Genomic DNA, 15,199 nt, shown 5'->3' on the forward strand with positions numbered 1-15,199 from the left:
CGTTACTTGTGTTGCTGATAATCAGTCGACTACCAGTCTTACATCACAAGCACCCACACGAATTGCTTGATTCAAATTTTTAAAGAGCGTTTCGATCAAGTCTTTCGTCTCAACCGAGGCCGCGCATTCTACAGCAGCCTTTCTTTCTGTCAAGCTGTTTTTCGAAGAATTTTTTCTTTCTACTCAACAACTTGTGCTTCGTTTGATTTCTCTTCCGAAGCGAGGCGCGCATTCTACAGCACCTCTTTCTTCCGTCAAGCTGTTTTTCGAAATTTTTCTTTCTACTCAACAACTTAGCTCGCTTGGCGGAGCATTCCGCTTCAGCGAGGCGCGCATTCTACATGAGTGAAGATGGGTGTAAACCCCCTTTTCGGAAAAAAATTTACGCCCGGCTTCCAGGCCTCTTTATAGATGTGGCTACACCACCCCTTCCTGCCGTAGACGCTCGATAGCCTCCGCCGACAGTCCCAGCACACGCTCCAGTACGGATGCCGTGTGCTCGCCCAGGCGCGGCGGTGCCATCCGGTACTCCACCGGCGTATCGGAGAGGCGTAGCGGGCTGGCCACCTGGGCCACCGCACCGGCCAGTGCATGGGGCAGTTCGACTTTCAGCCCCCGGGCGAGCACCTGGGGATCCTCGAACACCGCCGCCAGGTCGTTGATCGGTCCGCAGGGCACGCCGACCGCCTCCAGTGCCGCCACCCACTCGGTCGTGGTCTTGAATACAGTGGCCTGGCGGATCAGCGGGATCAGTTCCGCCCGGTTCGCCACCCGTGCCTTGTTGCTGGCAAAGCGTGGATCGTCAGCCCATTCCGGATGCCCGGCCACCTCACAGAACTTACGGAACTGCCCGTCGTTGCCAACCGTGAGGATGAAATCACCATCCGCCGTGGGGAAGTCCTGGTACGGCACGATGTTCGGATGCGCATTGCCCAGGCGCCGGGGAGGAACGCCTGTGGTCAGGTAGTTCATCGCCTGGTTCGCCAGGCAGGCCACCTGCACGTCCAGCAGCGCCATGTCGATGTGCTGCCCCCGACCGGTGGTCTCCCGAGCTGTCAGCGCAGCCAGGATGGCCACGCTGGAATAGAGCCCGGTAAGAATGTCCGTCAGCGCCACACCGACCTTGACCGGCCCGGCGCCCTCTTCCTGGTCCGAACGACCGGTCAGGCTCATCAGCCCGCCCAGCCCCTGGATCATGAAGTCGTAACCCGCTCGCTTGGCGTAGGGGCCGAACTGACCGAACCCGGTGATTGAGCAATAGATGAGGCGCGGGTTGATCGCCTTGAGCGACTCATAGTCCAGCCCATAGGCTGCCAGCCCACCGACCTTGAAGTTCTCGATGAGGATGTCCGACTCCGCCGCCAGGCGACGTACCAGCTCCTGCCCCTCCGTCTGGGTGAAGTCGATGGTCACCGACTGCTTGTTGCGGTTGGCCGACAGGAAGTACGCCGCCTCGCTGGTATCCCGGCCATCGGCGTCCTTCAGATAGGGCGGCCCCCACGCGCGGGTATCGTCGCCACTCCCCGGCCGCTCCACCTTGATCACGTCGGCACCGAGGTCAGCAAGGATCTGCCCCGACCAAGGTCCCGCCAACACACGGGACAGGTCGAGCACGCGGATATGGGAGAGGGCACCAGCCATGGGATCACCTGCGGAAGAAGAAAGAAGCAGAGCCGGGCCCCTCTATATATAGAAGGGCCCGGACAGGGACCGGATCAGAAGAACGCCTGGATACCGGTCTGCGCACGACCGAGGATCAGCGCGTGGACGTCATGGGTGCCCTCGTAGGTGTTCACCACCTCCAGGTTCACCAGGTGACGGGCGATGCCGAACTCGTCGGAGATGCCGTTGCCGCCCAGCATGTCGCGGGCCATGCGCGCGACGTCCAGCGCCTTGCCGCAACTGTTGCGTTTCATGATCGAAGTGATTTCCACCGCCGCCGTGCCCTCGTCCTTCATCCGGCCGAGGCGCAGGCAACCCTGCAGGGCCAGAGTGATCTCGGTCTGCATGTCGGCCAGCTTCTTCTGGATCAGCTGGTTGGCCGCCAGCGGACGACCGAACTGATGGCGGTCCAGCACGTACTGGCGCGCGGTGTGCCAGCAGAACTCGGCGGCACCCAGTGCCCCCCAGGAGATGCCGTAGCGAGCCGAGTTCAGGCAGGTGAACGGACCTTTCAGACCACGCACCTCTGGGAAGGCGTTCTCTTCCGGCACGAACACGTTGTCCATCACGATCTCCCCGGTGATGGATGCACGCAGGCCCACCTTGCCGTGGATCGCCGGCGCGCTCAGACCTTCCCAGCCCTTCTCCAGCACGAAGCCGCGGATGTCACCGGCATCGTCCTTCGCCCAGACCACGAACACATCGGCGATCGGGCTGTTGGTGATCCACATCTTGCTGCCGCTCAGGCGATAGCCACCGTCCACCTTCTTCGCACGGGTCACCATCGAGCCCGGATCGGAACCATGGTTCGGCTCGGTCAAGCCGAAGCAGCCGATCCACTCACCACTGGCCAGCTTCGGCAGGTACTTCTGTTTCTGTGCTTCGCTGCCGAACTCATTGATCGGCACCATCACCAGGGACGACTGCACACTCATCATCGAGCGGTAGCCCGAGTCGATGCGCTCCACCTCGCGGGCGATCAGCCCATAGCACACGTAGTTCAGACCGCTGCCGCCGTACTCCACCGGAATGGTCGCGCCCAGCAGGCCCACTTCGCCCATCTCGCGGAAGATCGCCGGATCGGTCTGCTCATGGCGGAAGGCCTCCAGCACACGCGGCGCCAGCTTGTCCTCGGCGAACTGCTGGGCGCTCTCGCGCACCATGCGCTCCTCTTCGGTCAGTTGCTGGTCCAGCAGCAACGGGTCGATCCAGTTGAAGGAAGCTTTGGCAGCCATGGGCAAATCCTCGATAGGGGATGGAGTCAGGCGGAGTGTCCGCGCGTTGTGGGGAACAATCCTAGACAGCGCCCCCAGGCCCGGCAAACGAGGTTTTCGCACCCTCTTGTGCTAATTTCTCACTCCGAACGCTTCATAGGCCCGCCAAAGGCCCGCCACTTGTGAGGTAGCCGTACAAAATGCGCCGCAAGATTCCCAGCACCAACGCACTGATCGCATTCGAATCCGCCGCCCGCCACCAGAGCTTCACCAAAGCGGCCGAGGAACTGGCCCTCACCCAGAGCGCCATCTGCCGCCAGATCGGCGGCCTGGAGGACTTCCTCGGCATCGAACTGTTCCGCCGCTCCCGACGTGGCGTGAAGCTCACCGAAGCCGGCCTCGCCTACTCCCGGCGCATCGCCAGCCAGCTCGACGCCGTCGAACGTGACACCCTCGCCGTCATGGGCCAGCAGGGCGCCATGGCCATCGAGCTTGCCGTGGTCCCCACCTTCGGCACCCAATGGCTGCTGCCCCGGCTGAAAGACTTTCAACGCCTGCACCCCGAAGTCACCGTCAACCTCACCAACCGCACCCGCCCCTTCCTGTTCGCCGACACCGACTTCGACGCCGCCCTGCACTTCGGCACCGCCGACTGGTCCGGTACCCAGTCCCACTTCCTCATGCACGAGCACTCCGTACCGGTCTGCAGCCCTAGTCTGCTGGGCGGGCGGACCAGCCTCAGCGCCGAGGACATCGCCCGCCTGCCACTGTTGCAGCAGACCACCCGCCCCTACGCCTGGCGCCAGTGGTTCAACTCCCTCGGCCTGAACGTCGCCCGCGACCTCAGCGGTCCACGCTACGAACTCTTCTCCATGCTCGCCCAGGCCGCCATGCACGAAATGGGCGTCGCCCTCATCCCCCCCTTCCTCATCCAGCGCGAACTGGAGGAGGGCCACCTGGTCACCGCCCTCACCCACAGCTGCCGCAGCGATAAGGCCTATTACCTGTTCATCCCCGAACGCAGGGTCGAGTCCGCCGTGCTCGGCGCCTTCCGCGACTGGCTGCTGGAAGCCGCCGCCCGTTATCGCCAGGAAGCAGGCGAATCCTGAAGCGAAACACCCTGCCCGACACACCAGAAGGGGTCATCTCCCCGCGCCCCATCCCAGCGCATCACCCACACGGGTGATGCCGCCAGTCGCCCGTTCAGGCAGGCCTGGGCCCCTACCGCACTGGACGAAGAGATCGACGGGCGGGCGCTCATCTCGGTCAACACCGTCAAGACCCACACCAAGAAGATCAACAGCAAGCCCGGCGTGAAGCAGCGCACCCAGGCCGAGATGCGCGCCAAGACCCTTGGCCTGCTGATCTGAGGCACCATCGCGACAATCCGCCACACCCACCCTGCACACCCGCCTCAAAGCCCCGCAGCAGAGCGACCTGACCCTGTAGTCAACTATTCATGAAAACTACAGAAGCCCGGATTTCCGGGACCTTATGGCAACTATAAAAAACGCTGACTAACAGTCCCCACGCTGGACACGGCAGGATTGCGCAGCCTTCCCGAGGTTCCGGCGTGCCCGGCGCTTTTCCACGAGCCCCGGCGCCTCACGGAAGACAAAAGAACGCCGAAAGGCCCATTAGACAATGGCTGGAGGCAGATCGAACCTTATCACTGGGAAAACGGTCAGTAGGTGACTTGTAGTTCTTGTTGCGTTTTGCTCCAGAACTCCTTGATGGCCATTCGGTTCACCTGCAAAATGCCGCGCCCGTCCTGGTCGCGCCATGCGCACCCGGCGGCGTCGTGCTGATCCGCCCGCCAGAGCGCCATCGCAGTGCACTGGACTCATAAGTAAAACGATCACGCAGGAGGTTTTTACGTGCACATCGGTGTTCCTCTCGAAACCCAGGCCGGCGAAACGCGGGTTGCCGCAACGCCAGAGACCATCAAGAAGCTGATCGGCCAAGGCCATCAGGTCACCGTGCAGCGCGGGGCCGGCATCAACGCCAGCATTCCCGACGCCGCCTTCGAAGCCGTCGGCGCCACCCTGGGTGATGCCGCTGCCGCCTTCGGTGCCGACCTGGTGCTCAAGGTCGTGGCCCCCAGCGACGACGAAGCCGCCCTGATGAAGGCCGGTGCCGTCCTGGTGGGGATGCTCAACCCCTTCAGCAACGAAACCATCGCCCGGCACAACGCCCGTGGCCTGACCGCCTTCGCCCTGGAGGCCGCCCCGCGTACCTCCCGCGCCCAGAGCCTGGACGTGCTGTCGTCCCAGGCCAACATCGCCGGCTACAAGGCGGTGATGCTGGCGGCCAACCACTACCCGCGCTTCATGCCCATGCTGATGACCGCCGCCGGCACCGTGAAGGCCGCCCGCGTGCTGATCCTCGGCGCCGGTGTCGCCGGCCTGCAGGCCATCGCCACGGCCAAGCGCCTGGGTGCGGTGATCGAGGCCTCCGACGTGCGCCCGGCGGTGAAGGAGCAGATCGAGTCCCTCGGCGCCAAGTTCGTCGACGTCCCCTTCGAGACCGATGAAGAGCGCGAATGCGCCCAGGGCGTCGGCGGCTATGCCCGTCCCATGCCCGCCTCCTGGATGGAGCGCCAGGCCAAGGCCGTTCACGAACGCGCCAAGCAGTCCGATATCGTCATCACCACCGCACTGATCCCCGGCCGCAAGGCCCCGACCCTGCTCCACGAGACCACCGTCGCCGAGATGAAGCCGGGCTCCGTGGTCATCGACCTGGCCGCCAGCCAGGGTGGCAACTGCCCGCTCACCGAGCTGGACCAGGTGGTGGTCAAGCACGGCATCACCATCGTCGGCCACGGCAACCTCGCGGCCCTGGTGCCGGCCGATGCCTCCGCGCTGTACGCCCGCAACCTGCTGGATTTCCTCAAGCTGGTCATCGACAAGGACGGCCAGTTTCACCTCAACCTCGAAGACGACATCGTCGCCGCGTGCCTGATGTGCCGCGACGGGCAAGTCGTCCGCACCAACGGCTAAGGGGCAGCGGACATGGACCTGATTTCTGACGGCATCTACAACCTGATCATCTTCGTGCTGGCCATCTACGTCGGCTATCACGTGGTGTGGAACGTGACCCCCGCCCTGCACACCCCGCTGATGGCCGTGACCAACGCCATCTCCGCGATCGTGATCGTCGGCGCCATGCTGGCCGCCGCCCTCACCGTCACCCCCCTGGGCAAGGCCATGGGCACCCTGGCGGTAGCCCTGGCTGCGGTGAACGTCTTCGGTGGCTTCCTGGTCACCCGCCGCATGCTGGAAATGTTCAAGAAGAAAGCGCCGAAAGCGGCTGCGGAGAAACACTGACCATGAGCATGAACCTGATCACTGTTCTCTACCTCGTCGCCTCGGTGTGCTTCATCCAGGCGCTGAAGGGCCTGTCGCACCCGACCACGTCCCGTCGCGGCAACCTGTTCGGCATGATCGGCATGGCCATCGCGGTGTTCACCACCGTCGGCCTGATCTACAAGCTCGGCGCGCTGGCTTTGAAAGACGGGGGGGCCACCCAAGGCATCGGCTACGTCATCGTCGGCCTGCTGGTCGGCGGCACCGCCGGCTCGATCATGGCCAAGCGCGTCGAAATGACCAAGATGCCGGAGCTGGTCGCCTTCATGCACAGCATGATCGGCCTGGCCGCCGTGTTCATCGCCATCGCCGCCGTGGTCGAACCCCAGTCCCTGGGCATCGTCGCCACCCTGGGCGACGCCATTCCCAAGGGCAACCGCCTGGAACTGTTCCTCGGCGCAGCCATCGGTGCCATCACCTTCTCCGGTTCGGTGATCGCCTTCGGCAAGCTCTCCGGCAAGTACAAGTTCCGCCTGTTCCAGGGCGCCCCGGTGGTGTTCAAGGGCCAGCACATGGTCAACCTGCTGGTGGGCCTGGCCATCCTCGCACTGGGCCTGTACTTCACCTTCACCGGTGACATCCGCGCCTTCGCCGTGCTGGTGGCCCTGGCCTTCGTCATCGGCGTGCTGATCATCATCCCGATCGGCGGCGCCGACATGCCGGTGGTGGTGTCGATGCTCAACAGCTACTCGGGCTGGGCGGCCGCCGGTATCGGCTTCTCGCTGAACAACTCGATGCTGATCATCGCCGGTTCGCTGGTGGGCTCCTCGGGCGCGATCCTCTCCTACATCATGTGCAAGGCGATGAACCGCTCGTTCTTCAACGTCATCCTCGGCGGCTTCGGTGCCGACGCGGACGCCGGCAGCTCGGGCGGCAGCCAGGAGCAGCGCCCGGTGAAGTCGGGCTCCTCCGACGACGCGGCCTTCCTGCTGACCAACGCCGACACCGTCATCATCGTCCCCGGCTACGGCCTGGCCGTGGCCCGTGCCCAGCACGCGCTGATGGAACTGTCGGAGAAGCTGAGCCACCGTGGCGTGACCGTGAAATTCGCCATCCACCCGGTTGCCGGCCGCATGCCCGGCCACATGAACGTCCTGCTGGCCGAGGCCGAAGTGCCCTACGAGCAGGTGTTCGAGATGGAAGACATCAACTCTGAGTTCGGCCAGGCCGACGTGGTGCTGGTCCTGGGCGCCAACGACGTGGTCAACCCGGCCGCGAAGAACGATCCGAAGTCGCCGATCGCCGGCATGCCGATACTCGAGGCCTACAAGGCCAAGACCGTGATCGTCAACAAGCGCTCCATGGCCAGCGGCTACGCCGGTCTGGACAACGAACTGTTCTACCTGGACAAGACCATGATGGTCTTCGGCGACGCCAAGAAAGTCCTGGAAGACATGGTCAAGGCCGTGGACTGAGATCACACGCCTGCGCTCCACCTTTCCCAGCCCCGGCCTTCGTGCCGGGGTTGTTATGGCGCCATCAAGTCAAGAACTTAAGCGGGAATGGATACCGGCGATGATTCGGCGAGACGCTCATGAGCGGCCAACAAAATGCGCTCCAAGCGCTCGAGCCCCAGAATCACCAACTCGTAGGTGGTGTCCATGCGCCCTGCCCCCAAGGCAACACGCTCCAAAGCCTGGCAGGCGTTGGCAAGACCGAGGTCGCCGACGACCCGAGCACCACCCTTCAATCGGTGCGCAAAACGCGCAACTGCTTGCCGATCACAGAGTCCATAGCAGCGAATCAGACCATCGCGGTCACTGCGGTTGCTGCGTACAACTTCATCCAGCAGACCAATTAGTGCCTGCGGGTCACCACTCGCCATACGAAGCAACGTACGGGGTGGCGCATTACCGTTTCCTCCTCTTTTCCCGCGCAGGGGAAATACCCGAGGTTGGTTCATTATTTCTTGCTCTAAACATTCAATCATGCAGATCCTCCCAAGGATCAGATGTAGCCGGGCAGGACTGCCCGGCGGACTCATGAGGGACCACTACGTAGAAAGGCCACCAGCTCACCAGCTGCGGCGTATTGCCTGAAAATGGCTAGATAGCTATCGAAACGGTTGTTCACTTCACTCACACGATTGCCATAGTGATCGGTCTCTGCGGTCAGCACGTCGAGCAACGTGCGCCGCCCCAGGTGATACCACTGGTCGAAGAAGTCGGAACGAATCCGGTCGGACTCCAACGTCAGCTTTTGATAAAGGTCTGCCCGCTCAGCCATGGTTCGGGCGTCATGGTCAGCAGCCCGGATACGCTGACGCAGGTCGTCAAGGATATCGTCTGTACGCTGTCGCCCGGCTTCTGCCCGACTGAGCGCCGCGCGCTCCGCCGCGCGGGACGAACCACCCGAAAATGCATTCCAGGTGACTTGGATACTGGTTTTCCAAGGATTGGAGTCGCCCTGCAGGTTCTCACCGGTATCCTTGCCTACCACCCAATTCACCTGAGGCCTTCCTGCTGCACGAACAGCACGGGCATAGTCCTCAGCCGAAAGCGACTCCGCACGTGACTGTTGAATCGAGGGATGACGCTCCAGGCTCGCAACCAGATCCCGAGCGTTTGCAAAGCCCAGGCTCCAGGCTGAGGGGGGCGGAAGGCTGATAACGGTGTCGCCCAGAAGACGCTGCAAGGCAATATCGGCGTCCTTCTCCCTGGCCAATGCATTGTCGAGCGCGGCCTGGGCTTGCAGGAGTCGCCCTTTCGCCTGGGTTAGCTCGCTGTTGCGCCCCGGGTCCACCCGGACGATTTTCGCCAGCATCTCCGCCAACTCACCCATACGATCGGCATAGGCACGACTGAGCACTCCGATGTGCTGCTGCTTGGCACGCTCGACCAGCAGCCCGACCACTTCGAACGCGATGTTCTCCTGCTCGCCGTCAAGCTTGTGCGCGTTTGCCTGCAGCAATGCCTCACGACTGGAAATGGTGTTCGAAATCTGCCCCCAGTCGTAGATGCTGGTATTCAGTTGAACAGCTGCAAATCCTTTGTCATTGCTCCGCGCCGAGCCACCGAAGGATGCTGCACGACTCGCCCCGCTCACCTCCAGCTGTGGCCAGCGCCGCCCCTTGGCCTCGTCCAGCTCCGCCTCTGCGACTTCAGTATCAGCGCGGGCGGCCTTGATGCGCGCGCTACGCTGGAGCGCCACCTGCACCGCATGGGCCAAGCGCTCCCGTAGCACAGCTTCATTGACATGCCGAGCATCCTCCATGCCCCGCTCGCGCCAGTATTCAACAGCAGAAACACTCCTCTTCTCAGGATCAGGGTTTTCTAGCGCCCAGGCTGGGGACGAACTGCAGCCAAGCAAAACACAGAGCCCGAACACACGGAAACCTGACTCAGCGCTCACGGAAAGCCTCCCTCGCCTTGAGCACGGGCTTGAGCAGGTAGTCGAGAATGGTCTTCTCCCCCGTCCGAATCTCAACCGACGCCACCATTCCCGGGATGATGGGCAGCAGCTTTCCCCCTGCCTCCAATACACTGCTGTCGGTGAGGACAAGCACACGGTAATAGGTATCGTCCTGACGGCCAGCCGCGGCCTTCTGGTCGTCCTTCAGCGTATCGGGGCTGATGTGCTCGACCCGGCCACTCAAGCCACCATAAATGGCGTAGTCATAAGCCGTGATCTTGACGGTGGCCGGCAGGCCCGGCCGCAGGAAGGCGACATCGGAGGGGCGAATACGCCCTTCTACCAACAACTGCTCCTCCAGAGGCACGATCTCAAGGATGTGTTCCCCAGGCTGGATGACCCCTCCCAACGTGTTGACCCTGACGTTCTTGATGGTGCCGCGCACAGGGGCAGTCAGCGTAGTGCGCTCCACGACATCAGCGCGCCCCACAAGGTTCTCGTTGGTTTGCGAGAGCTCCAGTTCGAGTCGGGTTAGTTCAGCATTCGCATCGGCCTGATAGCGATTGGTGCGCTCGATGATCTGAGCCTTGATGTCGTTGGCCTGGCGCCGCATCCGCAGGAGTTCTACATCAGAAAGCAAGCCTCGAGCGGCCAAGGGCTCCGCCAGCCGGATCTCCTGCATGGACAGATCATGGCTGCGCTCGAGAGAGGCGACGCTGTCCAGCAGCGCACGGCGTCGCGACTGGTAGGCGAGGGTTTCCTGCTCGACGACCTCAGGCGCCTGGCGAACCTGTTCATCGAACTGCAAAGGCACGCCATAAGCCTCAGCCCGCAGCCGGGCAATGCTACCCTTCAAGCCCACCACCTTGCTCAGTGCCTCTCGATAGCTGGCTTGCGCACGTGTTGGGTCGATCTTCAACAGAACCTGCCCCGCCTCGACTACATCGCCCTCTCGCACGGCCATTTCTGCGAGGATGCCGCCCTCCAAACTCTGAATGACCTGCTCACGGCTCTTGGAAATGATCCGGGCCTCGCCCTGAGTGATCTCTTCGACCCGCGCAAAGTGCGCCCAGACTGCCCCGACAAAGAGCACCGCCAGAATCAGATAGATGACCAGCAGGGAGCCAGGCGAGCGCTGGGCAAGCAATGACTCCTGAACATCGTTCATGAACCGGGTCTCTTCGGCAGTCAGCCGCCCACGCGACCATCGCACGCCTATGGCGAACCGGCTCACGATGCAGCTCCCTGCGCGGCTGGACTAAGTGATGACAAGTCCCCCATGTTGATGGTGCTTTTGCTCCGTGCTACGGGCGGTTGCTTCGCAGCGCCGTCGCTGTTCAGCGCAGCCAGGACCGCCGATTTGGGGCCGTCGGCCACAATGCGGCCCTCCTCGACCACAACGACGCGATTCACCAGGGCCAGCACCGCCGGACGGTGTGTGACCACGACAAGGGTCTGGCCTTGAAGAGCTCTTCGCATATGTGCCAGGAACTGCGTTTCGGTCTGCACGTCCATTGCACTTGTCGGCTCATCCATCAGCAGAAGACGAGGACGAGCCAAAAGGCTGCGCGCCAGGGCAACCAGTTGTCGCTGCCCACCTGAAAGCCCTTCACCCATTTCACCGATCAGGAGGTTAAGACCACGCGGATGGCGGGCAGCCACCTGATCAAGCCCGGTAAGGCGCATGACCTCGAGCAGTTCTTCGGAACTTGCATCCGGGCGGCCGATCATCAGGTTCTCGCGCAACGTTCCGTAGAACAGCCGGGCGTCTTGCCCTACATAACCTGTCGCATGGCGCCAGTCGGCCGGGTCGACTTGGTTCAGGTCCAGGCCTTCGCTGAATACCTGGCCGGTGACAGGCGCATACAATCGCGCCATTACCCGCAACAGGGTGGACTTGCCGCTTCCGACCCGGCCGATGATCGCTACGCGCTCGCCTGGCTGGACGTCCAGATTGATGTCGACCAGTACCGGAGGGTTGGGCTGAAGAGGCGGTGCAGGGTATGCAAAACCCAGGGCACGGAGACTGATCTGCCCACGCAGCAAGGGCTTGGGCAAGTAGCTCTGTTTCGCATCCCGTTCGACCGGCAGGGCCATCAACTTGTCCAAGCTGGAGAGCGCCGCCTTTGCCTGCTGCAGACGTACAGCCAACGCCACGACCTGGCCGAGCGGAGCTGTCACGCGCCCCCCGAGCATCACCGTGGCAATCAGAGCCCCCATGGTCAGTTGACCGGCGTCGATGAGGTAAACGCCCACAATGATCAGCACAACCGTCTGTAATTGCTGAAGCAGCATCACCGAACCGGTTGCCAGGTTGGTCAGTTGGCGAGACTTCATGCTTGTCGCCGCCTGAAGGGCACTGAAGTGTTGCCAGCGGTGCTGCATGAACCCCGATCCGCCGGTTGCCTTGAGGGTTTCCAGACCCTCGATGGATTCCACTAATACGCCCTGCTTGAGGGAGGACTCCTGCAGATTTTCACGCATGGCACGAGCCAGCGGCCACTGGATTGCTGTGCATATGAGCAGGATGAGCGGGATCATCAACAGCGGAATCCAGCCAAGCCCCCCTCCGATGACGAAAATCACGCCAACGAAAAGCAACACGAACGGCAGGTCGGCCAGCGCAGCCAGCGTCGCCGACGCCGTAAAGTCGCGCACCGACTCGAACTCACGCAATTGGTTGGCAAAGCTGCCAGAAGAGGCAGGCTTGTACTCCATTCGGATCGATAACGCCTGACGGAAGAGCATCGCTCCCAGTATCAAGTCCGCCTTCTTTCCGGCCGTATCGAGCAGGTAAGCCCTGACATACCGAGTGATCGCCTCGAACAACATGGCAAGGGCGACCCCGATACCCAGAGACCAGAGCGTTACGAACGCCTGATTTGGCACAACCCGGTCGTAGACGTTCATGGTGAAAAAGATGCTGGCCAGTGAAAGGACGTTCACCATCACCGTGGCAATGACCGCGCTCCGGTAGTAGCGCCGATAGCGCCACAGCGCGCTGAACAGCCAGTGCCCCTTCGACTCCGGCAGCACCTCTCCTGCCCGCTCATCCACGCAGGCACGCGGCTTGGCAAGAATGAGGCAGCCGCTATACAGCGCTTCGAACTCCTCACGGCCCATTTCGACAGGTTCAGCCGCAAGCTCCGGTAACCACACCTGATACAACTGCTGGTCACGACCGTCCTGCGAGCGCACCTTGCGCGTACCCAGCAGGATTGCACCACCACTTCCTCGTCGCAGCAAAACCAGAGGAACAACCTGCATGGGCAAGGTCTCCAGGCCCCGCTTCACCAGACCCGCTGTAAATCCGCACTGCTCCAGTGCTCGCAGAGCGAGCGATGGACTCAACAAACCAGCACGCGGCAAGTCACCCACCAAGGCCTCGCGACTTCTCCCCACGCCATGTCGCTCACAAAGCCAAACGAGGCAGTCCAGCAATGTATCGGCACTGCATCCGGGGTCACTAGAAGCATCGGAGGGAAGCTCTTCGCTAAGCGGTACGACGTTATCTGGGGTCATTGGGCGCGCATCCGGCAGTTTTTCGGCCACGCGCAGCCATGTCGGGAACGTCATTGGAGAGCGAGGCAGGAGGGAGTGCGAGTATTCTGAGATCGCCATCACAAGCGCCCAATGAGAATTGTCTTAAATTGCCACCCTCTTCTGTCCATTCCGACCAAACGAGCTATAACGGAGCCGCGCCTAGCGTTTCCCAGCCGCTATTGCCTTTAGGCAGCGCTCCAAGGAGCCGAAGGCCACATTAGAGCCAACAGGTCGCACTCACCCCTCGTAGCCAAATGAAAAACTACAGTTCTTGACCCTGTTTCGGCGAAGCACGTTGAATACGTGGCTTTTACGCAGTGCGGCTCACTGAGCGACGCCATGGTAGTCAGGTCAATCCAATGAAAGCCTTGCAGTCAGCGCACTGATAGCCCAGATGGATGTGAATGATGAGATGGTCCAAACAGCCCCCCATACGCATAGCCGTACTGGATGACCACTCACTGATCCGCAGAGCCTTGCAGCTCTGCTTATCGGCCGAGTCGGACTTCGAGCTGGCGGGACTGTATGCCTCAAGCCGCAGCCTGCTGGATGCCTTGCGGAGCACAAAGACCGACGTTCTACTGATGGACTACTCCCTGAGTGAAGGCGAAGTAGACGGCCAGGCACTGATAAGGATCTTACGCGCCCGCTATCCGGAGATGCACATCTTGGTATCGTCCTCCATTGAGCGCCCAGCTATTGTCCAAGTGGCACTCAAAGCAGGCGCTATGGGATTCGTGGGCAAAAGCCAGGAGATCGACGAACTGCTCGTGGCTATTCGGCAAGTTGCCAATGGGCGCATCTATCTCACCCAGGAAATGGCCTACCAGATCAAGAGCCTTCCCGAGGCTTATGACGAAGGAAGCGATGAAACCTCACCGAGCATCCCCCTGACCCAGCGTGAGCATGAAGTCATCCGCTGCTGCCTGGCTGGCATGAGCGTTTCGCAGATTGCGACCAAGTTCAATCGCAGCCGGAAAACAGTAAGCGGACAGAAACAATCCGCCTTTCGCAAGCTCGGCATCCGCACGGACGCGGAACTGTTCAAATACCAGGACGAACTGGGCAACCTCTGACACGCAATCCCCACCCCTCACCTTTACAAAGCTGGTAGACAGCTCCTCCCGGCCTGCGGGCGCCTTTTTGGGACAATTCTCGTATCGGCTCCGAGAGCAGGAATGAAGAATTCGCGCCTTACGCGAGTTTTCCCCTGGTTCCGGAGACCTCGCCTGGCAAACACGCCGTGATTGCCAGTGCAACAGGAACCCGTGCATGCGAGGACATCCCGTGAGCAGCAATACCGTCCGAGTGGCCGTCATAGATGGCGTCAAGATCAGTCAAACCGAGGAGCTACGTGTCACCAGCGGCAAAGCCATCCGGGTAAAGGCCGTCGCTGGGGGCAAATACATCCTGGCAGAAGGTGACCAGGGAATAGCTCCTGAAAACATTACCCTGACACGACACGGTGATGATCTGCTGGTCTGCCTGGAGGGTGCGCCCATCGACCAGCCCGATCTCGTTATCGAGGGCTTCTACAGCGCCCCGGGGCAACTGATCGGCATGGCGGAAGACGGCATCTATCACCCATTCGTCGCCTCGGACGGTGAAAGCGAGCATGAAGCCGCGTTCCTAATCAATGACGTTTCCTCTCCCCACGCTCTCGGCATCGAAACCATCAGCGGCCTTGACGAACTGGAGGCAGCCGGAGGCATCTTCTGGCCAGCCGCCTGGGGGCTCGGTGCCTTAGGTCTAGGCGGAGCAGCCGCAGCCGGCCTGGGCGGTGGCGGTGGCGGTGGCGGCAGCGACGAGGTGCAACCTACCTTGCCTGGTCAGACAGAGCTGCCAAAACCCAAGCTGGAAAGCATCATCGACAACGTCGGCAGTATCACCGGGCCGCTCCATAACGGCGACGTCACCGATGACGACACCCCTACCCTCAGCGGAACCGGCAAGCCCGGTGACACCATCGGGGTCATCGTCGATGGCAACGAGGTCGGCAACACCGTGGTCGATGGCAACGGCAACTGGACCTGGACACCTGACCAGCCGCTGGCAGAAGGCCCT

12 protein-coding genes are annotated in these 15,199 nt (G+C 61.9%); 6 read left to right on the forward strand and 6 right to left on the reverse strand.

Translation table 11 applies throughout. From position 1 onward, the window contains the following. Window positions 1-417: 417 nt before the first annotated feature. Window positions 418-1,641, reverse strand: coding sequence for a CaiB/BaiF CoA-transferase family protein (locus A9G05_RS25395; protein WP_069563582.1), 1,224 nt, complete (start codon window positions 1,639-1,641; stop codon window positions 418-420). Between the two features lie 74 nt (window positions 1,642-1,715). Continuing rightward, on the reverse strand, window positions 1,716-2,897 hold the full coding sequence (locus tag A9G05_RS25400) for an acyl-CoA dehydrogenase (RefSeq protein ID WP_069563583.1): 1,182 nt from the start codon (window positions 2,895-2,897) through the stop codon (window positions 1,716-1,718). 179 nt (window positions 2,898-3,076) lie between these two features. Here A9G05_RS25400 and A9G05_RS25405 point away from each other — a divergent pair, with 179 nt between their 5' ends. The 4 genes from A9G05_RS25405 to A9G05_RS25420 all read left to right on the forward strand — a co-directional run bounded on the left by A9G05_RS25405 (window position 3,077) and on the right by A9G05_RS25420 (window position 7,656). Continuing rightward, entirely contained in the window at window positions 3,077-3,985 is a 909-nt protein-coding gene (locus A9G05_RS25405) for a LysR family transcriptional regulator (RefSeq protein ID WP_069563584.1), read from the forward strand. A gap of 768 nt (window positions 3,986-4,753) precedes the next feature. Then, window positions 4,754-5,875, forward strand: a complete 1,122-nt coding sequence (locus tag A9G05_RS25410) for a Re/Si-specific NAD(P)(+) transhydrogenase subunit alpha (RefSeq protein WP_069563585.1) — start codon at window positions 4,754-4,756, stop codon at window positions 5,873-5,875. Between the two features lie 12 nt (window positions 5,876-5,887). Further along, window positions 5,888-6,202: an NAD(P) transhydrogenase subunit alpha gene (locus A9G05_RS25415; RefSeq protein WP_044405771.1), complete on the forward strand. Its 315-nt coding sequence runs from the start codon at window positions 5,888-5,890 to the stop codon at window positions 6,200-6,202. A 2-nt stretch (window positions 6,203-6,204) separates the two neighbouring features. Continuing rightward, the gene (locus A9G05_RS25420) at window positions 6,205-7,656 is read left to right on the forward strand and encodes an NAD(P)(+) transhydrogenase (Re/Si-specific) subunit beta (protein ID WP_069563586.1); all 1,452 of its coding nucleotides are present in this window, start codon (window positions 6,205-6,207) and stop codon (window positions 7,654-7,656) included. A gap of 77 nt (window positions 7,657-7,733) precedes the next feature. On the opposite strand, the gene A9G05_RS26910 is transcribed toward A9G05_RS25420, so the two are convergent. From A9G05_RS26910 to A9G05_RS25440, 4 genes are read right to left on the reverse strand one after another with little or no spacing between them, the layout of a single operon-like run. Next, window positions 7,734-8,171: an Hpt domain-containing protein gene (locus A9G05_RS26910; protein WP_165669125.1), complete on the reverse strand. Its 438-nt coding sequence runs from the start codon at window positions 8,169-8,171 to the stop codon at window positions 7,734-7,736. Window positions 8,172-8,221: 50 nt separating this feature from the next. Beyond that, window positions 8,222-9,592, reverse strand: coding sequence for a TolC family protein (locus A9G05_RS25430; protein ID WP_139131257.1), 1,371 nt, complete (start codon window positions 9,590-9,592; stop codon window positions 8,222-8,224). Beyond that, a complete protein-coding gene (locus A9G05_RS25435; RefSeq protein ID WP_240920508.1) occupies window positions 9,582-10,826 on the reverse strand; it encodes an HlyD family type I secretion periplasmic adaptor subunit in 1,245 nt (414 codons plus the stop codon). Before A9G05_RS25435 ends, A9G05_RS25430 begins: the two co-directional genes overlap by 11 nt. Continuing rightward, the gene (locus A9G05_RS25440) at window positions 10,823-13,114 is read right to left on the reverse strand and encodes a type I secretion system permease/ATPase (RefSeq protein WP_083265792.1); all 2,292 of its coding nucleotides are present in this window, start codon (window positions 13,112-13,114) and stop codon (window positions 10,823-10,825) included. The genes A9G05_RS25435 and A9G05_RS25440 overlap by 4 nt, the downstream gene beginning before the upstream one ends. 428 nt (window positions 13,115-13,542) lie before the next feature. Here A9G05_RS25440 and A9G05_RS25445 point away from each other — a divergent pair, with 428 nt between their 5' ends. Both A9G05_RS25445 and A9G05_RS25450 read left to right on the forward strand, forming a co-directional pair. Next, entirely contained in the window at window positions 13,543-14,211 is a 669-nt protein-coding gene (locus A9G05_RS25445) for a response regulator transcription factor (RefSeq protein ID WP_069563590.1), read from the forward strand. A gap of 211 nt (window positions 14,212-14,422) precedes the next feature. After that, the coding region (locus A9G05_RS25450; protein ID WP_256548488.1) for an Ig-like domain-containing protein at window positions 14,423-15,199 on the forward strand (777 nt) is incomplete at its 3' end.

It is taken from the genome of Pseudomonas sp. ENNP23 (assembly GCF_001728945.1).
In the GTDB taxonomy this organism is placed as follows: Bacteria; Pseudomonadota; Gammaproteobacteria; order Pseudomonadales; family Pseudomonadaceae; genus Metapseudomonas; species Metapseudomonas otitidis.

Coding starts and splice junctions, on each gene's coding strand:
- A9G05_RS25445 (WP_069563590.1), top strand. CDS start 13,543: ATGAGATGGTCCAAACAGCCCCCCATACGCATAGCCGTACTGGATGAC.
- A9G05_RS25415 (WP_044405771.1), top strand. CDS start 5,888: ATGGACCTGATTTCTGACGGCATCTACAACCTGATCATCTTCGTGCTG.
- A9G05_RS25400 (WP_069563583.1), bottom strand. CDS start 2,897: ATGGCTGCCAAAGCTTCCTTCAACTGGATCGACCCGTTGCTGCTGGAC.
- A9G05_RS25395 (WP_069563582.1), bottom strand. CDS start 1,641: ATGGCTGGTGCCCTCTCCCATATCCGCGTGCTCGACCTGTCCCGTGTG.
- A9G05_RS25440 (WP_083265792.1), bottom strand. CDS start 13,114: ATGACCCCAGATAACGTCGTACCGCTTAGCGAAGAGCTTCCCTCCGAT.
- A9G05_RS26910 (WP_165669125.1), bottom strand. CDS start 8,171: ATGATTGAATGTTTAGAGCAAGAAATAATGAACCAACCTCGGGTATTT.
- A9G05_RS25420 (WP_069563586.1), top strand. CDS start 6,205: ATGAGCATGAACCTGATCACTGTTCTCTACCTCGTCGCCTCGGTGTGC.
- A9G05_RS25405 (WP_069563584.1), top strand. CDS start 3,077: ATGCGCCGCAAGATTCCCAGCACCAACGCACTGATCGCATTCGAATCC.